This is a genomic window from Kitasatospora sp. NBC_01287 (assembly GCF_026340565.1).
In the GTDB taxonomy this organism is placed as follows: Bacteria; Actinomycetota; Actinomycetes; order Streptomycetales; family Streptomycetaceae; genus Kitasatospora.
On sequence record NZ_JAPEPB010000001.1, the window covers coordinates 2,891,994 to 2,912,310 of the forward strand.

Genomic DNA, 20,317 nt, shown 5'->3' on the forward strand with positions numbered 1-20,317 from the left:
TCAGCCTTCCAGGGCGGCGATACCGGGGAGGATCTTGCCCTCCAGGTACTCGAGGCTCGCCCCACCGCCGGTGGAGATGTGCCCGAACTCGTTCTCGTCGAACCCGCCGAGGCGCACGGCCGCGGCCGAGTCGCCGCCGCCGACCACGGTGAACGCGTCACTGTCGATCAGGGCCTGGGCGATCGCGTTGCAGCCCTCGGCGAAGGCCGGGTGCTCGAAGACGCCCAGCGGGCCGTTCCAGAAGACGGTGGCCGCGTCGGCCACCTTCTCGGCGAACAGCGCCCGCGACTTCGGGCCGATGTCCAGGCCCTCCTTGTCGGCCGGGATCTTGTCGGCGTCGACCACCTCGAAGTCCTCGACAGGCTTGTGGGTCTTGGTGTCGGGGAACGTCGCGGAGATCGCGATGTCCACCGGCAGCACGAACTCCACGCCGTTGGCCTTGGCCCGCTCCAGGTACTCCAGGACCGTGGGGATCTGGTCCTCCTGCAGCAGCGAGATGCCCACCTCGTGGCCCTGGGCCTTGAGGAAGGTGTACGCCATGCCGCCGCCGACCAGGATCCGGTCGGCCTTGCCCAGCAGGTTGTCGATCACGCCGAGCTTGTCGGAGACCTTGGCGCCGCCGAGGATCACCACGTACGGGCGGGCCACCTCGTCGGTGAGCTTCGTGAGGACGTCCAGCTCCTTGCCGATCAGGAGCCCGGCGGCGTGCGGCAGCCTGGCCGGCAGGTCGTAGACCGAGGCGTGCTTGCGGTGCACCGCGCCGAAGCCGTCGCCGACGTACAGGTCGGCGAGTTCGGCGAGCTGATCGGCGAAGGCGCCGCGCTCGGCCTCGTCCTTGCTGGTCTCGCCGGCGTTGAAGCGCAGGTTCTCCAGCAGCGTGACCTCGCCGTCGCCGAGGGCGGCAACGGTGGCCTTCGCGCTGTCACCCACGGTGTCGGTCGCGAAGGCGACCGGCTTGCCGAGGATCTCGCCCAGCCGCACGGCGACCGGAGCGAGCGAGAACCGGTCCTCCGGCTCGCCCTTGGGACGGCCGAGGTGGGAGGCGACGATCACCTTGGCGCCGCGCTCCAGCAGCGTGGCGATCGTCGGGGCGACGGCGCGGATCCGGCCGTCGTCGGTGATGCGGATCGAATCGGGGGTGGCGCCCGAGAGCGGCACGTTGAGGTCGGCGCGGACGAATACCCGCCGGCCGGCCACATCGAGGTCGTCGATGGTCTTCACGGTCTTCGGTCTCCAGAGGGGAGGGCCACAGGAAAGGGGGCGCTGGGGGCGGCACAGCGCCGGGCCGCCGGGGAAGGTGAGGGTGTGGGCAGGGACAGGGCCCGGAGGCGGTTGGTGCGCCGTCCGGGCCCTGGCCCTCACATCACGTCAGCTCCCGCTGGATCAGAGCTGGCCACCGACGAGGGAGGTCAGGTTGACCAGGCGGTTCGAGTAGCCCCACTCGTTGTCGTACCAGCCGAAGACCTTGACCTGGTTGCCCTGGACCATGGTCATCAGCGAGTCGAAGATCGTGGAGAACGGCGAGTTCACGATGTCGGAGGAGACGATCGGGTCCTCGGTGTACTGCAGGATGCCCTTGAGGGAGCCCTCGGAAGCCTTCTGGAAGGCCGCGTTGACCTCCTCGACGGTGACCTCGCGCTCCAGGGTGACGACCAGGTCGGTGATCGAGCCGGTCGGGACCGGGACGCGCAGCGAGGTGCCGTCCAGCTTGCCCTTGAGCTCCGGCAGCACCAGCGCGGTGGCCTTGGCGGCACCGGTGGAGGTCGGGATGATGTTCAGCGCGGCGGCACGGGCGCGACGCAGGTCCTTGTGCGGGAAGTCCAGCGTGACCTGGTCGTTGGTGTAGGCGTGCACCGTGGTCATCAGACCCTTGACGATGCCGAAGTTCTCGTTCAGCACCTTCGCCAGCGGCGCCACGCAGTTGGTGGTGCAGGAGGCGTTGGAGATCACGGTGTGGTTCGCCGCGTCGTACTTCTCGTCGTTGACGCCCATCACGATGGTGACGTCCTCGTCGGTGGCGGGCGCCGAGATGATGACCTTCTTGGCACCGGCGGCGACGTGCTTCTTCGCCTGGTCGGCCTTGGTGAAGATGCCGGTGGACTCGATCACGATGTCCACGCCCAGCTCGCCCCAGGGGAGGTTGGCCGGGTCGCGCTCGGCGATCACCTTGAAGGTGTGGCCGTCGACCGTGATGCTGTCCTCGGTGTGGCTGACCTCGGCCTGCAGGGTGCCCAGGATCGAGTCGTACTTGAGCAGGTGAGCCAGGGTCTTGGTGTCGGTCAGGTCGTTGACGCCGACAATCTCGATGTCCGCGCCCTGGGACTTGACCGCGCGGAAGAAGTTGCGGCCAATGCGGCCGAATCCGTTGATGCCTACCCGGATCGTCACGAACCGATCTCCTCTGAGGTGCGCCGGGCTATGCCGACGGGGTGGAAATTGGGATGTCCCCGACCACCCCAGACCCTACCTCCCGCCGGGTTGCCCGGACACATCAGCCCGTCGTCAAGCCCCTGGCGTGGCGTGCGGCTCCACCGGCGCACGAGCGGAAAAGCACCGCCACCCCGGGACTTGGGCCCGTAACGGGCCGGAGTCCCGGGGTGGCGGCGGACGGTGCTTCAGGAGAGGGCCATCTCCTCGGTCAGGTTGGCCTCGGTGCTCGGCAGGCCGAGCTCCAGCGCCCGCTTGTCGGCCATCGCGAGCAGGCGGCGGATCCGGCCGGCCACCGCGTCCTTGGTCAGCGGCGGGTCGGCGAGCGCGCCGAGCTCCTCCAGCGAGGCCTGCTTGTGCTGCATCCGCAACTGGCCGGCCGCCGCGAGGTGCTCGGGCACCTCGTCGCCGAGGATCTCCAGCGCCCGCTGCACCCGGGCACCGGCGGCGACCGCGGCGCGGGCCGAACGGCGCAGGTTGGCGTCGTCGAAGTTGGCCAGCCGGTTGGCGGTGGCGCGCACCTCGCGGCGCAGCCGGCGCTCCTCCCAGGCCAGCACCGACTCGTGCGCGCCGAGCCGGGTGAGCAGCGCGCCGATCGCGTCACCGTCGCGGATCACCACCCGGTCCGCGCCGCGCACCTCGCGGGCCTTGGCCGGGATGCCGAGCCGGCGGGCGGCGCCGACCAGCGCGAGTGCCGCCTCGGAGCCGGGGCAGGTGATCTCCAGCGAGGAGGACCGGCCCGGCTCGGTGAGCGAACCGTGCGCCAGGAAGGCCCCGCGCCAGGCCGCCTCGGCGTCGCAGGTCGCCCCGGAGACCACCGCCGGCGGCAGGCCCCGGATCGGCCGACCCCGGCCGTCCACCAGCCCGGTCTGCCGGGCCAGCAACTCGCCGTCCTTGATCACCCGGACCACGTACCGGCTGCCGCGCCGCAGCCCGCTGGGGGCCATCACCACCAGTTCGGAGGAGTGACCGAAGATCTCCAGCAGGTCCTTGCGCAGTCGCCGGGCCGCAATGCCGGTGTCCAGCTCCGCCTCGATCACGATCCGACCGCTCACAATGTGCAGTCCGCCCGCGAATCGCAGGATCGCCGACACCTCGGCCTTTCGACAGCAGGCCCGGGTGACAGGGAGCCGGCTGATTTCGTCCTTCACCGCTGCCGTCATCGCCATGGGCCGATCCTTCCATGTGTCCGGAAAATCCGGTCGTACGCGGCGGCCAGAAGCTCCGGGTCGTGTCGCGGCGTGCCGTCGGCCGAGGCGACCTTGTCCAGCACCAGCGCCGCGCCCATCCGACCGGCCGCCTTCTCCAGACCGGCCAGGTCGGCCTGCCCGAACGCACCGCCGGTCACCGCGCGCTCGTCCACCAGGATCGCATCCACCCCCAGGTCAGGGGCGTGGTCGGCGATCACCTCCAGGTGGCGCTGCGGGGTGAAGCCCTCGGTCTCGCCGGGCTGCGGCGCCAGGTTCAGGGTGAGCAGGCGGCGCGCCTTGGTGCCGATCAGCGCCTTGGCCAGGTCGGGCACCAGCAGGTGCGGAAGCACGCTGGTGAACCAGGACCCGGGGCCGAGCACCACCCAGTCGGCCTCCTGCACCGCGGTCACCGCCTCGGGCACCGCGGGGGGCTCCTCGGGCAGCAGCCGGACCGACTGCACGGTGCCCGGGGTGGCCGCCACGCTGGCCTGCCCGCGGACCGCGGTGACCTGGGCCGGGTGGGCCGGGTCGTGGCCGCGCACCTGGGCCTCGATGTCCAGCGGGACGGCCGACATCGGCAGCACCCGGCCCTGCACGTTGAGCAGCCGGCCCACCCACTCCAGCGCGGCCACCGGATCGCCGAGCTTCTCCCAGAGCGCCACGATCAGCAGGTTGCCGACCGCGTGGCCGCCCAGCTCGCCGGTGCCGGAGAAGCGGTGCTGCAGCACCTCGGACCAGGTGTGGCCCCAGTCGTCGTCGCCGCAGAGCGCGGCCAGCGCCTTGCGCAGGTCGCCGGGCGGCAGGACGTCGAGCTCGGCGCGCAGCCGGCCGCTGGAGCCGCCGTCGTCGGCCACCGTGACCACGGCGGTGAGGTCCGAGGTGAGGCGGCGCAGCGCGGAGAGCGAGGCGGACAGGCCCTGCCCGCCGCCCAGCGCGGTGATCCGCGGGGCGCCGACCTGTCGGCCGGCGCCGGTCGAGGAACCCTTCACCGCGGTGACCGATCTGCGCTGTGCGCCCGGGGAGCCCCGCTCGGCGGCCTTGTGCTGGTGCTGCCGCCCTGGCGAGTATCCCGTCACACCTACCCCAGTTTCCTGTGCTGTCGGCGGTGCTACGGGACCGCCGCTACTCCCGTCCCATGTCGCGGTGCACCAGGACCGTCTCCACGCCGTCGGCGATCAGACGTTTCGTCAGCCGCTCCGACATGGCGACGCTGCGATGCTTGCCACCGGTGCAGCCTACGGCAAGCGTCATGTACCGCTTACCCTCCCTGCGGTAGCCCTCGGTGACGATCCGCAGCAACTCGGCGTAACCGTTCAGGAACTCCTTGGCACCGGGCTGCTGGAAGACGTAGTCCGCGACGTCCGCATCCGTACCGGTTCGTGCCCGCAGCTCCGGGACCCAGTGCGGATTGGGCAGGAACCGGCAGTCCACCACCAGGTCGGCGTCCACCGGCAGGCCGTACTTGAAGCCGAAGGACATCACGGTGCAGCGCAGTTCGGGCTCGTCGTTGTCGGCGAACTGGGCGTCCAGCTTGGCCCGCAGCTGGTGCACGTTGAGGTCGGAGGTGTCGATCACCAGGTCGGCCTCGCCGCGCAGCTCGCGCAGCAGGTCGCGCTCCTGGGCGATGCCGTCCACGATCCGGCCCTCGCCCTGCAGCGGGTGCGGGCGGCGCACGCTCTCGAAGCGGCGGACCAGGGCGTCGTCGTTGGACTCCAGGTAGACCACCCGCAGCCGGGTGCCGCGCTTCTCCAGCTCCTCCAGCGAGGCCCGCAGGTCGTCGAAGAACTGCCGGCCGCGCACGTCGACCACCGCGCCGATCCTGGCCACCGCGCCCTGGGAGCGGGCGCCGAGGTCGACCATGGTCGGGATCAGGGCGGGCGGGAGGTTGTCGACCACGAACCAGCCCAGGTCCTCCAGGCACTTGGCGGCCGTGCTGCGGCCCGCGCCGGACATGCCGGAGATGATCACCAGCTCCGGGACGGTCTCTCCGGCGGCCTGCGGCCGGGCGGCACCGCCTTCGTCGGACACTGTCACTTCGGTTCCCCGCTCTCGGTGCTGGCAACGTTCTGTTGCGCGTCGTCCTCAATGATCTCGCCTGTGGCCGTGTTCACCGCGAATGCCGCGGGTGGCCGGGAGGACAACGTCGCGACAACAGTTTCGGCGGTCCGGCGTCCGATGCCCGGAACGGCGCAGATCTCCTCGACGGTTGCGGCACGAAGCTTCTTCACCGAGCCGAAATGCTTGAGCAGCGCGGTCCGGCGTGTTTCACCCAGTCCAGGGACCGAGTCCAGGCCGCCGGTGGTCAACCGCTTGGCGCGCTTGCCGCGCTGGTAGGCGATGGCGAAGCGGTGCGCCTCGTCGCGGATCCGCTGCAGCAGGTAGAGGCCCTCGCTGCTGCGCGGCAGCACCACCGGGTCGTCCTCGCCCGGCAGCCAGACCTCCTCCAACCGCTTGGCCAGGCCGCAGAGCGCGACGTCGTCGATGCCGAGCTCGGTCAACGCCCGCTGGGCCGCGGCCACCTGCGGCTGCCCGCCGTCGACCACCAGCAGTTGCGGGGGGTAGGCGAAGCGCCGGGGCCGCCCGTCCTCGGTGGTCGGCCCGGTCGGCTCGTCGTCGGGGGCGTCCTCCTCGGGGACCGCCCACTCCCCCGTCTGCTCACGCTCGCGCAGGTAGCGGCGGAACCGGCGGCCGACCACCTCGTGCATCGAGCGGACGTCGTCCTGCCCCTCGAAGCCCTTGATCTGGAAGCGGCGGTACTCGCTCTTGCGGGCCAGACCGTCCTCGAAGACCACCATCGAGGCGACCACGTCCTCGCCCTGCAGGTGCGAGATGTCGAAGCACTCGATCCTCAGCGGGACCGAGTCCAGCTCCAGCGCGTCGGCGATCTCCTGCAGGGCGCGGCTGCGGGTGGTCAGGTCGGAGGCGCGCTTGGTCTTGTGCAGCGCGAGCGCCTGCTGGGCGTTGCGCTCGACGGTGGCCATCAGGTCCTTCTTGTCACCGCGCTGCGGCACCCGCAGGTCGACCTGGCTGCCGCGCAGGCCGGTGAGCCACTCCTGGACCGGGCCCGCCGGCTCGGGCAGCGCGGGCACCAGCACCTCGCGCGGGACCGCCTCGCGCCGCAGCTCGTCGCCGCCGTAGAGCTGCTGCAGCGCGTGCTCGACCAGCGCGGCGGTGTCCACGTCCTCGACCTTGTCGGTGACCCAGCCGCGCTGGCCGCGCACCCGGCCGCCGCGGACGTGGAAGATCTGCACCGCGGCCTCCAACTCGTCCTCGGCCAGGGCCAGCAGGTCAGCGTCGGTGCCGTCGGCGAGCACCACGGCGTTCTTCTCCATCGCGCGCTTGAGCGCCTCGATGTCGTCGCGCAGCCGGCCGGCCTTCTCGTACTCCAGGTCGGCGGCCGCCTCGCGCATCTGCTCCTCCAGACGGCGCAGGTAGTTGCCGGTCCGCCCGGCCATGAAGTCGCAGAACTCCTCGGCCAGCGCCCGGTGGTCGGCCTCGTCGATCTTGCCGACACAGGGTGCGGCGCACTTGCCGATGTAGCCGAGCAGGCAGGGGCGGCCGACCTGCTGGGCGCGCTTGAAGACACCGGTGGAGCAGGTGCGCACCGGGAAGACGCGCAGCAGCAGGTCGACCGTCTCGCGGATCGCCCAGGCGTGCCCGTAGGGGCCGAAGTAGCGCACGCCCTTCTTGTGCGCCCCCCGCATCACCTGCACGCGGGGGTACTGCTCGTTCAGCGTGACCGCGAGCTCGGGGTAGCTCTTGTCGTCGCGGTACTTGACGTTGAAGCGGGGGTCGAACTCCTTGATCCAGGCGTACTCCAGCTGCAGCGCCTCGACCTCGGTGCCGACCACCGTCCACTCCACCGAGGCGGCGGTGGTGACCATGGTGGCGGTGCGCGGGTGCAGGTTCGCCAGGTCCTGGAAGTAGGAGGACAGGCGCGGGCGCAGGCTCTTGGCCTTGCCGACGTAGATCACCCGGCCGTGCTCGTCACGGAACCGGTAGACCCCGGGAGACAGCGGGATCGCTCCCGCCGCCGGGCGGTAGGTGGACGGGTCAGCCATCGTGCTCCCCCTTGTGCGGCTGTGACTGGTGAGGACTCCGGCCCGCCGAGGTGGCGGGCCGGGGCCGCCGTCAGGCCGTGGTGACCGAGAGGTTCCCGCCCGTCACCGTGACCTGGTAGGAGGGCAGCGGGGAGGGGGCGGGACCGTCGGCCACCGAGCCGTCGGCGACGTTGAAGCGGCTGCCGTGGCACGGGCACTGGATCAGGTTGTCCTTGACCTGGTCGACCAGGCAGCCGGCGTGCGTGCAGCGGGCGCTGAACGCCTTGTACTGGCCGGCGCTCGGCTGGGTGACCACGATCCGCTGGTCGGCGAAGACCTTGCCGCCGCCCACCGGCACCGCGGTGGCCGGGCCGAGGTCGACCGGGCCGGACGAGGAGCTCTTGCTGTCGCCCTTGGCGATGCTGTTGCTCGGCCCGCAGCCGGCCACCGCGAGCGCGGAGCCGCCCGCCAGGACGGCCGCGCCGCAGCAGAGCAGGGTACGGCGGGTGGTGGTGGGCTCGGTGGACCCGGTGGCCTGGGACATCGGTTGAGGCTCCCTGCGGGGACGGCTGCTGCTCGGACGGGCGCAGTCTAGTCCCGCTCCGCTCACCGCCCCGGCGCCCCGCAGCGGGGTGCCGGGGGCGGTTCGCGGCGCGGGTCGCGCGCCGCCCCGGCCCGGGTGGGCAGGAGCGGCGTGCGACTACTTCTTGGCCGCCGCCCGCTTGCGGGGCGAGCGCGGCGCGGGCACCGGGGCCTCGTCGCTCACCCGGTCGCCGAGGAGGTCCCGCAGGAACTTGCCGGTGTGACTGGACGTCACCGCGGCCACCTGCTCCGGGGTGCCCTCGGCGATCACCGTGCCACCGCCGCTGCCGCCCTCGGGACCCATGTCCACCACCCAGTCGGCGGTCTTGATCACATCGAGGTTGTGCTCGATGACGATCACCGTGTTGCCCTTCTCGACCAGCCCGGAGAGCACCTTGATCAGCTTGCTGATGTCCTCGAAGTGCAGACCGGTGGTCGGCTCGTCCAGCACGTAGACGGTCCGGCCGGTGGAGCGCTTCTGCAGCTCGGCGGCGAGCTTGACGCGCTGCGCCTCGCCGCCGGAGAGGGTCGGCGCGCTCTGGCCCAGCCGCACGTAGCCCAGGCCCACGTCGTTGAGGGTGCGCAGGTGGCGGGCGATCGCCGGGACCGCCTCGAAGAAGTGCAGCCCCTCCTCGATCGGCATGTCCAGCACCTCGGCGATGGACTTGCCCTTGTAGTGCACCTCCAGGGTCTCCCGGTTGTACCGGGCGCCGTGGCAGACCTCGCACGGGACGTAGACGTCCGGCAGGAAGTTCATCTCGATCTTGATGGTGCCGTCGCCGGAGCAGGTCTCGCAGCGGCCGCCCTTGACGTTGAAGGAGAACCGGCCCTGCAGGTAGCCGCGCACCTTCGCCTCGGCGGTCTCCGCGAAGAGCTTGCGGACGTGGTCGAAGACGCCGGTGTAGGTGGCCGGGTTGGAGCGCGGGGTGCGGCCGATCGGCGACTGGTCGACGTGCACCACCTTGTCCACCAGCTCGGTGCCGGTGACCCGGGTGTGCCGGCCGGGCACGCTGCGCGCGCCGTTCAGCTCGCGGGCCAGGTGGCTGTAGAGGATGTCGTTGACCAGCGTCGACTTGCCCGAGCCGGAGACGCCGGTGATCGCGGTGAAGGTGCCGAGCGGGAAGCCGACCGTGAGGTCCTTCAGGTTGTTCTCGCGGGCGCCCTGGACCACGATCTGGCGCTTCTTGTCACGCGGGCGGCGCACCTCGGGGATCGGGATCGAGCGCTTGCCGGAGAGGTACTGGCCGGTCAGCGACTCCTTGTTGGCGAGCAGCTCCTTGAGCGCGCCGGAGTGCACCACCCTGCCGCCGTGCTCGCCGGCGCCGGGGCCGATGTCCACCACCCAGTCCGCGGCCTTGATGGTGTCCTCGTCGTGCTCCACCACGATCAGCGTGTTGCCGATGTCGCGCAGCCGGACCAGGGTCTCGATCAGGCGGTGGTTGTCGCGCTGGTGCAGGCCGATCGAGGGCTCGTCCAGCACGTAGAGCACGCCGACCAGGCCGGAGCCGATCTGGGTGGCGAGCCGGATCCGCTGCGCCTCGCCGCCGGACAGGGTGCCGGCCGCGCGGTTCAGCGAGAGGTAGTCCAGGCCGACGTCGACCAGGAAGCGCAGCCGCTCGTTGACCTCCTTCAGCACCCGCTCGGCGATCTTCTTGTCCCGGGCGGTCAGCTTCATCCCGCTGAGGAACTCGGCGCAGTCGCTGATCGACATCGCCGCGACCTCGGCGATCGACTTGCCCTGCACGGTGACCGCGAGCACCACCGGCTTGAGCCGGGTGCCCTGGCAGGTCGGGCAGGCCACCTCGCGCATGTAGCCCTCGAAGCGGTCGCGCCCGGTGTCCGTCTCCGCCTCGGCGTGCTTGCGCCGGACGAACGGGATCACGCCCTCGTACCCGGTGACCCAGGAGCGGGACTTGCCGAAGCGGTTGTTGTAGCGCACCTCGACCTTGGCCTTGTGGCCGTGCAGCAGCGCCTTCTTGGCCCGGACCGGCAGCCCGGCCCACGGGATGTCGGTGCGGAAGCCGATCTCGGTCGCGAGCGCGTCGATCAAGTGGCCGTAGTACTCCCGGGCGTGGCCGCCGGCCCAGGGGTGGATGGCGCCCTCGTCCAGCGACTTCTCGTCGTCGGGGACGACCAGCTCGGGGTCGACCTCCAGCCGGCTGCCCAGGCCCGTGCACTCCGGACAGGCGCCGAACGGGGAGTTGAAGGAGAACGAGCGCGGCTCCAACTCCTCGAAGGAGACGTCGTCGTAGGGGCAGTAGAGGTGCTCGGAGTACATCCGCTCGCGCTCGGGGTCCGCGGCGTCGAGGTCGACGAAGTCGAGCACCACCATGCCGCCGGAGAGCTTGAGCGCCGTCTCCACCGAGTCGGTCAGCCGGCGCTTGGCGCTCTCCTTGACGGTGAGGCGGTCGATCACCACCTCGATGGTGTGCTTCTCCTGCTTCTTGAGCTTGGGCGGCTCGGTCAGCTGCACCGTCTCGCCGTCCACCCGGGCCCGGGCGTAGCCCTTGGACTGCAGGTCGGCGAAGAGGTCGGCGAACTCGCCCTTGCGCTCGCGCACCACCGGGCTGAGCACCTGGAACCGGGTGCCCTCGGCCAGCGCCAGCACCTTGTCCACGATCGCCTGCGGGGACTGCTTGGCGATCGGGCGCCCGCAGTGCGGGCAGTGCGGCTTGCCGACCCGGGCGAAGAGCAGGCGCAGGTAGTCGTACACCTCGGTGATGGTGCCGACGGTGGAGCGCGGGTTGCGGTTGGTCGACTTCTGGTCGATCGAGACGGCCGGGGAGAGGCCCTCGATGAAGTCGACGTCGGGCTTGTCCATCTGGCCCAGGAACTGCCGGGCGTAGGAGGACAGCGACTCGACGTAGCGGCGCTGGCCCTCGGCGAAGATGGTGTCGAAGGCCAACGAGGACTTGCCGGACCCGGACAGCCCCGTGAAGACGATCAGGGAGTCGCGGGGCAGGTCGAGCGAGACGTTCTTGAGGTTGTGCTCGCGAGCACCGCGGACGATGAGGCGGTCGGCCACTGCTACTGGCGCCTTTCTCCGGGGACGGACAGGTCTGTGGGGCAACACCTGGCGACAGACACTGATTCCAGTTTCACCCATCAGCCTATCGATCTGGCGTTCGATTATCGACCGACTCCAACGCCTGTCGACCGGAACCACCCGAACGAGTGAAGCGCATCGCACTGACAATCGCCCGGATCCCGGGAAACCCCCTGCTCAGCGCCCCGCCCGGCGATAACCTCGCCCTTGCACGGCCCAACGAGTCCGGGCCCTGCCACGTCACGCACGCCACCGACGGGGGCCTTCGATGACCACCCAGCCCACCAGCCAGCCCACCACCCAGCCCACCACCCAGCCCACCAGCCAGCCCGACCCGCACGCCGACCTCGCCAGGGTCGCGGAGAGCACCGAGCGCCTGCTGCACACCGCCGCCGGCCTCGACCAGGCCGCGATCGGCGCGCCCAGCGCGCTGCCCACCTGGAGCCGCGGCCACGTGCTGGCCCACCTGGCCCGCAACGCCGACTCCCTGGTCAACCTGCTGGAGTCGGCCCGCACCGGCCTGGACATCCCGCAGTACGCCAGCGACGAGGCCCGTGAGCAGGGCATCGCGCAGGGCGCGGGACGCCCGCCGGCCGAGCAGCTCACCGACCTGCGCGAGTCCGCCGCCCGGCTGGCCGAGGCCGCCGCCGCGCTCTCCGAGGCGGCCTGGGGCGCCGAGCTCAAGCACCGGCACGGCTACACCTTCCCGGCCACCGACCTGCCCTGGAAGCGGCTGCAGGAGCTGGAGTACCACCACGTCGACCTGGCGGCCGGCTACACCCCCGCGCACTGGCCCGAGGAGTTCGCCGCCGCCGAGTTCGCAACCCTGACGGCCCGGTTCGCCACTCTGGACGGCCTGCCGGCGCTCGACCTGCTGGCCGACGACACCGGCGCCAAGGCCCGGCTCGGCGGCGAGGGCGAACCCGTGCTGCGGGTCGAGGGCCCGGTCCGGGCGCTCACCGCCTGGCTCTCCGGCCGCTCGGACGGCGACGGCCTGCAGGTGCACCGCGACGGCGGCCCGCTGGCCGACCCGCGCGCGGCACTGCCCGCGCTCCCCGCGATGCGCTGACGCGGGACCATATCCGAGGAGCCATCGGCCCGACCAGCCACCAGACCAGCCACCAGACCAGCCACCAGACCAGCCACCAGAATTGTCAGAGGAGCACCCCTTGAGCTACCACGGAGCCGTCAAGGTCGGCGGCCCGCCGGACGTGCGGGAACTCGCCCACCTGATCATCACCAAGGTCGCGGTCGGCCCGTTCGACAACAACGCCTACCTGCTGCGCTGCCGGGCCACCGACGAGCAGTTGCTGATCGACGCGGCGGCCGACGCCCCGGCGCTGCTGGAGACGGTCGGCGAGGGGCTGGCCACGGTGGTCACCACGCACCGCCACCACGACCACTGGAACGCGCTGGCCGAGGTGGTGGCCGCCACCGGCGCCCGCACCGCGGCGGGCCGCCACGACGTGGAGGGCATCGAGGTGCCCACCGACCAACCGCTGGCGGACGGCGACACCGTCCGGGTCGGCGAGGTCGCGCTCACCGTGCGCCACCTGGTCGGCCACACGCCCGGCGCGATCGTGCTGATCTACGACGACCCGGAGGGGCACCCGCACGTCTTCACCGGGGACTGCCTCTTCCCGGGCGGCGTCGGCAACACCTGGAACGACCCGGCGGCCTTCGAGAGCCTCTACCGCGACGTCACCACCAAGCTCTTCGACGTGCTGCCCGACGAGTCCTGGGTCTACCCGGGCCACGGCAAGGACACCACGCTGGGCGCCGAGCGCCCGCAGCTGCCGGCCTGGCGCGAGCGCGGCTGGTAGCCGGCCCGCGGGCGGCTGACCTGCGGGCCGGCCGCCGCAGGTCACCGTCGGCGCCGTCAGCCGCTGTGAGCGGGGCGGCAGCGGGGCGGCAGTGGCGGGCGGCGGCGAGCCGTACGACGACTGCAATGCCGCGGCAACACCGGTGTCCGGGTGCGGCCTCCAGGATGGGGGCCACCCGCACCGCGCACCGCCGCAAAGGAGCCGTCATGACCACCGCCAGCACCGAGTTGCGCACCACGCCCGCCGCCGGACGGATCGGGGCCGTGGTGCACGACGTGACCCTGGGCCCCGAGCTGGCCGCCGAGACGGTCGCCGCGATCGAGGCCGCGCTCTACCGGCACAAGGTGCTCTTCTTCCGCGGCCAGCAGCACCTGGACGACGCCGCGCACGAGGGCTTCGCCCGGCTGCTCGGCCACCCGGTGGGGCACCCCACGGTGCCCAGCGCGGACGGCCGCTACATCTTCGAGCTGGACGCCACCAAGGGCGTGCGGGCCAACAACTGGCACACCGACGTGACCTTCGTGCCCTCCTACCCGAAGGCCTCGATCCTGCGCGCGCTCAGCCTGCCCGAGGCCGGCGGCAGCACCGTGTGGGCCAACACCGCGGCCGCCTACGCGGGCCTGCCCGAGCCGCTGAAGGCGCTGGCCGAGCGGCTGCGCGCGGTGCACACCAACGACTTCGACTACGCGGCCAACCTGGCGCTGAGCGAGGACCTGGCCGGCAACAAGGAGGTCGCCGCGCTGTTCCGCCAGGTCTTCGTCTCCACCGCCTTCAAGACCGAGCACCCGGTGGTCCGCGTGCACCCGGTGACCGGCGAGAAGAGCCTGCTGCTCGGCTCCTTCACCCAGCGCCTGCAGGGGCTCTCCAGCACCGACAGCCGGGACCTGATCGAGCTCTTCCAGCGGCACGTCGAGCGCCCGGAGAACACCGTGCGCTGGGACTGGCAGGTCGGCGACGTGGCGATCTGGGACAACCGGGCCACCCAGCACTACGCCGTGAACGACTACGGCGACCAGCCGCGCCTGGTGCGCCGGATCACCCTGGACGGCGACCTGCCGGTGGGCGTGGACGGGGTGCCCAGCCGGCTGCTGGAGCCCACCGAGCCGCCCGCCGTGGCCGGCCTGGTGCCCGCCGCCGAACTGGAGGCGGCCCTCCTCAACTGACCGGCTCCTTCTCCTCCAGAGCCGCCCCCTTCGAGGCGCGCAGGCTGGTGAAGGTGGTGACGCCCAGCACCAGCACGATGAACCCGAGCGAGAACGGGATGCCGATCTCCGGCACGTGCACCCCGCTCTCGTGCAGGGCGTGCAGCACCAGCTTGACGCCGATGAAGCCGAGGATCACCGAGAGCCCGTAGGACAGGTGCACCAGCCGCTTCAGCAGGCCGCCGATCAGGAAGTACAGCTGGCGCAGGCCCATCAGCGCGAAGGCGTTGGCGGTGAAGACGATGTACGGGTCCTGGGTCAGGCCGAAGATCGCCGGGATCGAGTCCAGGGCGAAGAGCAGGTCCGTGGTGCCGATCGCCAGCATCACCACCGCCATCGCGGAGATCGACGGGAAGCGCCGCCGGACCGCGCCCAGCAGCCGGCCCTCCTCGAACTCCTCGTCCTGGTGGCCGGCCCTGGCGTCCTTGATCAGCTTCCAGGCCGTCCAGATCAGGAAGGCGCCGAAGAAGTAGAAGACCCAGGAGAAGGTGGAGATCAGCGCCGCACCGCCGGCGATGAACAGCCCCCGCAGCACCAGCGCGATGATCACCCCGACCATCAGCACCCGCTGCTGGTCGACCTTGGGCACGGCGAACTTCGCCATGATCAGGATGAAGACGAAGAGGTTGTCGACACTCAGCGACTTCTCGGTGATGTACCCGGCGAAGAACTCGCCGGCCGGCTGCCCCCCGCCGTACCACCAGAGGAAGCAGCCGAAGAGGATCGCCAGCACCACCCAGACCACGGTCCAGGTGCCGGCCTCCTTCATCGAGACCTCGTGCGGCTTGCGGCCGCCGATGAAGAAATCGGCGGCGATCAGGGCGATCAGCACCCCGATGGTGGTCACCCACAGGGCAAGTGAGACGTCCACGAAGCTGCTCCTCCGGCATATGTCGTCTGCCGGAGGTCTCTTCCGCCCGCGCCGCTCGGCGGCCGCGGACCGGTGCTCCCGGGCGGGCCGGTCCGCGGCCGCCGTGATGACGGGAACACCGTAGGGGGAATACTCCCCTCCGTTCCAAGAAGAGTAACAGCTTCCACCAAGAGAAGGTAAAGAAACCCTCTGCCCGGCGCCTGGGCGCCCTGGAGGACTGCGCGGTGCCCGGAGGACTCCGCAGCGCCCGGAGGACTAGAGGAACGGCTCGATCGCCGGCAGCAGGTCCTGGAAGGTCCTGGCCCTTGCCGGCGCGCCGATCGCCTGCATCCCCCAGCCGCCGCTCTCGTCGCGGAAGACCTTGGCCATGATCTGCCCGGTGTGCGCGCCGCCGCCGGTCAGCTCGTAGCGGGCCAGCTCCTGCCCGGTGAGCTCGTCGATCAGGCGGCAGTGGGCGTTCTGCACCTCGGCGAAGGTCTGCCCGGTGTAGGAGCTGACGGTGAAGATCACCTGGGTGATCTGCGTCGGGATCCGGGACAGGTCCACCACGATCGACTCGTCGTCCCCGCCGGCCCCGGCGCCGCCGACCAGGTTGTCCCCGGTGTGCCGCACCGATCCGTCCTTGCTCACCAGCTGCTGGAAGAAGACGACGTCGGCGGGGGTGTGCTCGGCGTAGAGCAGGGCCGAGGCGTCCAGGTCGATCTGCCGGGTGCGGCTGCCGAAGAGGCCGCGCTTGGGTGCCGCCCGCCAGCCCAGGCCCATCCGGACCACGCTCAGGGCCTCGCCCCCGGCCTTGCGCAGACTCACCTGCTGGCCCTTGCTCAGACTCACCGACACGGTGTCATCTCCTCTTCTCGACCGGCGTGCCTCGGTCACGCACGCCGACCAACGTCGGAACACCCCGCTGCCGTCCCCCGGCTGAGGCCCCCTGGCTCGCTGTCCGCCTGGTATGTCGCACGCCAACCCTAGGGCCTAGGGCGGCGCCCCCACCAGGGGCGCCGCCCCACGTCAAGGGGTGCGCTAGGCGATTCCGGCCTCCTTGAGCCGACGCAGCTCCTTCTTCAGCTCCTTGACCTCGTCGCGCAACCTGGCGGCCACCTCGAACTGGAGCGCGGTGGCGGCGGCGTGCATCCGCTCGGTCAGCTCCTGGATGGTGCCGGTCAGCTCGGCGGCCGGCAGGCTGCCCGCCTTGGCCCGGTCGGCGGCCCGCTCGGCACCGAGCGCGGGGACCGGCGCCTTGCCCTTGGCCTTGCCGGCGTCCCGGTATCCGGTGCTGAGCAGCTCCTCGGTGTCCACCTCCTCGCGGGCCAGGGTGTCCAGGATGTCGCCGATCTTCTTGCGCAGCGGCTGCGGGTCGATGCCGCGCTCGGTGTTGTAGGCCTGCTGGACGGCGCGGCGGCGGTTGGTCTCCTCGATCGCCTTCTCCATCGCCGGGGTGATCCTGTCGGCGTACATGTGGACCTGGCCGGAGACGTTGCGGGCCGCGCGGCCGATGGTCTGGATCAGCGAGGTGCCGGAGCGCAGGAAGCCCTCCTTGTCGGCGTCCAGGATCGCCACCAGGGAGACCTCGGGCAGGTCCAGGCCCTCGCGGAGCAGGTTGATGCCGACCAGCACGTCGTACTTGCCGGCCCGCAGCTCGCGCAGCAGCTCGATCCGGCGCAGCGTGTCGATGTCGCTGTGCAGGTAGCGGACCCGGATGTCGAGGCCGAGCAGGTAGTCGGTGAGGTCCTCGGACATCTTCTTGGTGAGCGTGGTGACCAGCACCCGCTCGTCGCGCTCGACGCGCAGCCGGATCTCGTGCACCAGGTCGTCGATCTGGCCCTCGGTCGGCTTGACGATCACCTCGGGGTCGATCAGGCCGGTCGGGCGGATGATCTGCTCGACCTGGCCGTCACCGCGGGAGAGCTCGTACGGGCCGGGGGTGGCCGAGAGGTAGACCGTCTGGCCGACCCGGCCGAGGAACTCCTCCCACTTCAGCGGGCGGTTGTCCATCGCGGAGGGCAGCCGGAAGCCGTGCTCGACCAGGGTGCGCTTGCGCGAGGCGTCGCCCTCGTACATCGCGCCGATCTGCGGGACGGTCACGTGGGACTCGTCGATCACCAGGAGGAAGTCCTCCGGGAAGTAGTCCAGCAGCGTGTTGGGCGCGGTGCCCGGCTCGCGGCCGTCGAAGTGCATCGAGTAGTTCTCCACGCCGGAGCAGCTGCCGATCTGGCGGAGCATCTCGATGTCGTAGGTGGTGCGCATCCGCAGCCGCTGGGCCTCCAGCAGCTTGCCCTGCTTCTCCAGGACGGCCAGGCGCTCGGTCAGTTCGCGCTCGATGCCGTTGACCGCGCGCTCCATCCGCTCCGGGCCCGCCACGTAGTGGGAGGCGGGGAAGACGAAGATCGAGTCGTGCTGCTTGATGATCTCGCCGGTGAGCGGGTGCAGGGTGTAGAGCGACTCGATCTCGTCGCCGAACATCTCGATCCGCACCGCCAGCTCCTCGTACACCGGGAAGATCTCCACGGTGTCGCCGCGCACCCGGAAGGTGCCGCGGCTGAAGGCCAGGTCGTTGCGGGTGTACTGGATGTCGACGAAGCGGCGCAGCAGCGCGTCCCGGTCGAGCTCCTCGCCGACCTTGAGCGGCACCATCCGGTCCACGTACTCCTGCGGGGTGCCCAGGCCGTAGATGCAGGAGACCGAGGCGACCACCACCACGTCCCGGCGGGTGAGCAGCGAGTTGGTGGCGGAGTGGCGCAGCCGCTCGACCTCCTCGTTGATCGAGGAGTCCTTCTCGATGTAGGTGTCGGTCTGCGGGACGTACGCCTCGGGCTGGTAGTAGTCGTAGTACGAGACGAAGTACTCGACCGCGTTGTTCGGCAGCAGCTCGCGGAACTCGTTGGCGAGTTGGGCGGCCAACGTCTTGTTCGGCGCCATCACCAGGGTGGGCCGCTGGAGCTTCTCGATCATCCAGGCCGTGGTGGCCGACTTGCCGGTGCCGGTGGCGCCGAGCAGGACGACGTCCCGCTCGCCGGCGCGCACCCGGCGCTCCAGCTCGGCGATGGCCGCCGGCTGGTCACCATTGGGCTGGTAGGGGCTGACGACCTCGATGGGCGTCGTGGTCCGCTCAATGCTCGTGATGGGTCGCACGGTCCCACCGTACGACCCGCCACCGACAGACCGGGGCTATCGCGCCGAATCCCGGGCCAGCGCGACCAGCCGGGAGATCGCCCGCAGGTACTTCTTGCGGTAGCCGCCGCGCAGCATCTCCGCCGAGAACACCTGGTCGAAGGGGATCCCGGAGGCGGTGATCGGCAGCTCGCGGTCGTACATCCGGTCGGCCAGCACCACCAGGCGCAGCGCGGTGGACTGGTCCTCCACCGGGCGCACCCCGCGCAGGAAGACCGCGTGCACGTCGTCCAGCAGGGCGCCGTACCGACTGGGGTGCACCACCGAGAGGTGGTCGAGCAGGTCGCCGAAGTCGTCCAGCGCCGCGCCCGGGGTGTCGGCGGCGCGCTCGGCCACCTCGGCGTCCGCGTACGGCGGCGGGGCGGCCGGCAGGCCGCGGTGGCGGTAGTCCTGGCCGTCGATCCGCACCGGGCGGAAGTGCGCGGAGAGCCCCTGGATCTCGCGCAGGAAGTCGGCGGCGGCGAACCGGCCCTCGCCGAGCTTCTGCGGCAGCGTGTTGGAGGTGGCGGCCAGCTTGACCCCGGCCTCGACCAGGCGCGACAGCAGGGTGGAGACCAGCACCGTGTCGCCCGGGTCGTCCAGCTCGAACTCGTCGATGCAGAGCAGCTGGTGGCCGGAGAGCGTGCGCACCGCCTGCTGGAAGCCCAGCGCGCCGACCAGGTTGGTCAGCTCGACGAAGGTGCCGAAGGCCTTGGGGCCCGGCGCCGCGTGCCAGAGCGAGGCCAGCAGGTGGGTCTTGCCGACGCCGTAGCCGCCGTCCAGGTAGACACCGGCCGGGGCCGCCGCGTGGGCGGCCGCCTTGCGGAACCAGCCGCGCCTGGGCGCCGGCGGGGCGTTCATCGCGGCAGCGAACTCCGCCAGCACGGTGACCGCGTCACTCTGGCTGGGCTGGGTGGGGTCCGGCAGGTAGGAGCCGAAGCTGACGCCGGCGAAGCGCGGCGGCGGAACCATCTCGGCGACCAGGCGTTCGGCCGGGACCACCGGCCGGCGCGAGGCCAGCGCGACAGGGGTACCGGTGGCCGTGGTAGTGGCTATGGCTTCGGGGTGAGGGGCTGCGGGCACGGTAATCAAGGGTACGCGCCGTGGAAGACTGGCTGTCATGCGCCAGCTGATCCGTCCGTCACACTCCGCCGACCACGCCGACCCCAGCACCCTGGCGGCGCTGGCCGAGAGCTACGCCTATCCGGCGCGGGTCGGCGCGGGTCAGCCCTGGCTGCGGGCCAACATGGTCGGCTCGCTGGACGGGGCCGCGCGGCTCTCCGGGCTCTCCGAGGGGCTCTCCGGCGACGCCGACAAGCGGATCTTCGGGGTGCTGCGGGCGCTGGCCGACGTGGTGCTGGTGGGCGCCGAGACGGTGCGGGCCGAGGGCTACCGGCCGGCCAGGGCGCGGGCCGACTTCGCGGCGGCGCGGGCGGCCGCCGGGCAGTCGCCGGCGCCGGTGATCGCGGTGGTCAGCCGCTCGCTGCAGCTGGACCTGAGCACCCCGCTCTTCACGGAGCCGCTGGTGCGCACCGTGGTGATCGCGCCCGAGGACGCCCCGGCCGACGCCCTGGCCGCGGTGGCCGGGGCAGCCGACCTGATCACGGCCGGCCGCGGCTCGGTCGACCTGGTCGCCGCCCTGGCGGCGCTGACCGAACGGGGCTGGACCCGCCAGCTGACCGAGGGCGGCCCGCGGCTGCTGGCCCAGCTGGCCGGCGCGGGCCTGCTGGACGAGCTCTGCCTCTCGGTGGCCCCGCTGCTCACCGGCGGCGACGCGCCACGGATCATGCACGGTGCCCAAATGGCTGACGCGCAGCGGATGCGGCTGGTCTCATTGATCGAGCAGAAAGGTTTCCTCTTCACCCGCTACTGCCGTACCCCCGAGTAGCCGACCACTTCCCGGTGGCCCGTGTGCCACTTGTGCCGCGTGAGGAAAGCTTCCTCCGGGCACTATGGGAGGGGACACCGGACCCCGGGGGCCTGCGACAC

At 71.4% G+C, this 20,317-nt stretch carries 16 protein-coding genes; 4 read left to right on the forward strand and 12 right to left on the reverse strand.

Annotated features, from left to right (window positions below):
- From pgk to uvrA, 8 genes are all read right to left on the reverse strand, one after another.
- Complete coding sequence (gene pgk, locus OG455_RS12130; protein WP_266292950.1) at nt 1–1,221, reverse strand: phosphoglycerate kinase; 1,221 nt, start codon at nt 1,219–1,221, stop codon at nt 1–3.
- A gap of 162 nt (nt 1,222–1,383) precedes the next feature.
- Nucleotides 1,384–2,388 carry a type I glyceraldehyde-3-phosphate dehydrogenase gene (gene gap / locus OG455_RS12135; protein ID WP_266292952.1) on the reverse strand — a complete coding sequence of 335 codons (1,005 nt, stop codon included), beginning with the start codon at nt 2,386–2,388 and terminating at the stop codon, nt 1,384–1,386.
- Nucleotides 2,389–2,615: 227 nt separating this feature from the next.
- Complete coding sequence (gene whiA, locus OG455_RS12140) at nt 2,616–3,596, reverse strand: DNA-binding protein WhiA (protein WP_266292954.1); 981 nt, start codon at nt 3,594–3,596, stop codon at nt 2,616–2,618.
- Complete coding sequence (gene yvcK, locus OG455_RS12145) at nt 3,587–4,606, reverse strand: uridine diphosphate-N-acetylglucosamine-binding protein YvcK (RefSeq protein ID WP_266300742.1); 1,020 nt, start codon at nt 4,604–4,606, stop codon at nt 3,587–3,589. Before yvcK ends, whiA begins: the two co-directional genes overlap by 10 nt.
- A 133-nt stretch (nt 4,607–4,739) precedes the next feature.
- The gene (gene rapZ / locus OG455_RS12150) at nt 4,740–5,651 is read right to left on the reverse strand and encodes an RNase adapter RapZ (RefSeq protein ID WP_266292956.1); all 912 of its coding nucleotides are present in this window, start codon (nt 5,649–5,651) and stop codon (nt 4,740–4,742) included.
- Entirely contained in the window at nt 5,648–7,678 is a 2,031-nt protein-coding gene (gene uvrC, locus OG455_RS12155; protein ID WP_266292958.1) for an excinuclease ABC subunit UvrC, read from the reverse strand. The genes rapZ and uvrC overlap by 4 nt, the downstream gene beginning before the upstream one ends.
- Before the next feature lie 70 nt (nt 7,679–7,748).
- Complete coding sequence (locus OG455_RS12160) at nt 7,749–8,201, reverse strand: Rieske (2Fe-2S) protein (protein ID WP_266292960.1); 453 nt, start codon at nt 8,199–8,201, stop codon at nt 7,749–7,751.
- 156 nt (nt 8,202–8,357) lie between these two features.
- Complete coding sequence (gene uvrA, locus OG455_RS12165) at nt 8,358–11,264, reverse strand: excinuclease ABC subunit UvrA (RefSeq protein ID WP_266292962.1); 2,907 nt, start codon at nt 11,262–11,264, stop codon at nt 8,358–8,360.
- A gap of 289 nt (nt 11,265–11,553) precedes the next feature.
- Between uvrA and OG455_RS12170 the strand changes: the two genes are divergently transcribed.
- From OG455_RS12170 to OG455_RS12180, 3 genes are all read left to right on the forward strand, one after another.
- Nucleotides 11,554–12,354 carry a maleylpyruvate isomerase family mycothiol-dependent enzyme gene (locus OG455_RS12170; protein ID WP_266292963.1) on the forward strand — a complete coding sequence of 267 codons (801 nt, stop codon included), beginning with the start codon at nt 11,554–11,556 and terminating at the stop codon, nt 12,352–12,354.
- A 100-nt stretch (nt 12,355–12,454) separates the two neighbouring features.
- On the forward strand, nt 12,455–13,108 hold the full coding sequence (locus OG455_RS12175; RefSeq protein ID WP_266292964.1) for an MBL fold metallo-hydrolase: 654 nt from the start codon (nt 12,455–12,457) through the stop codon (nt 13,106–13,108).
- Between the two features lie 206 nt (nt 13,109–13,314).
- The gene (locus OG455_RS12180) at nt 13,315–14,271 is read left to right on the forward strand and encodes a TauD/TfdA family dioxygenase (protein WP_266292966.1); all 957 of its coding nucleotides are present in this window, start codon (nt 13,315–13,317) and stop codon (nt 14,269–14,271) included.
- Here the strand turns inward: OG455_RS12180 and OG455_RS12185 are convergent.
- From OG455_RS12185 to zapE, 4 genes are all read right to left on the reverse strand, one after another.
- A complete protein-coding gene (locus OG455_RS12185; RefSeq protein ID WP_266292968.1) occupies nt 14,264–15,181 on the reverse strand; it encodes a TerC family protein in 918 nt (305 codons plus the stop codon). The two genes, OG455_RS12180 and OG455_RS12185, sit on opposite strands and share 8 nt — an antisense overlap.
- A 255-nt stretch (nt 15,182–15,436) precedes the next feature.
- Nucleotides 15,437–16,018, reverse strand: a complete 582-nt coding sequence (locus OG455_RS12190; RefSeq protein WP_266292970.1) for a TerD family protein — start codon at nt 16,016–16,018, stop codon at nt 15,437–15,439.
- A gap of 183 nt (nt 16,019–16,201) precedes the next feature.
- On the reverse strand, nt 16,202–18,310 hold the full coding sequence (gene uvrB / locus OG455_RS12195; protein WP_266292972.1) for an excinuclease ABC subunit UvrB: 2,109 nt from the start codon (nt 18,308–18,310) through the stop codon (nt 16,202–16,204).
- Nucleotides 18,311–18,346: 36 nt separating this feature from the next.
- Nucleotides 18,347–19,411 (reverse strand): cell division protein ZapE, encoded by a 1,065-nt coding sequence (gene zapE / locus OG455_RS12200; protein WP_266292974.1) that lies wholly within the window; start codon nt 19,409–19,411, stop codon nt 18,347–18,349.
- A gap of 37 nt (nt 19,412–19,448) precedes the next feature.
- On the opposite strand from zapE, the gene OG455_RS12205 reads away from it, so the two are divergent.
- Complete coding sequence (locus tag OG455_RS12205) at nt 19,449–20,216, forward strand: pyrimidine reductase family protein (RefSeq protein WP_266292976.1); 768 nt, start codon at nt 19,449–19,451, stop codon at nt 20,214–20,216.
- Nucleotides 20,217–20,317: the final 101 nt, after the last annotated feature.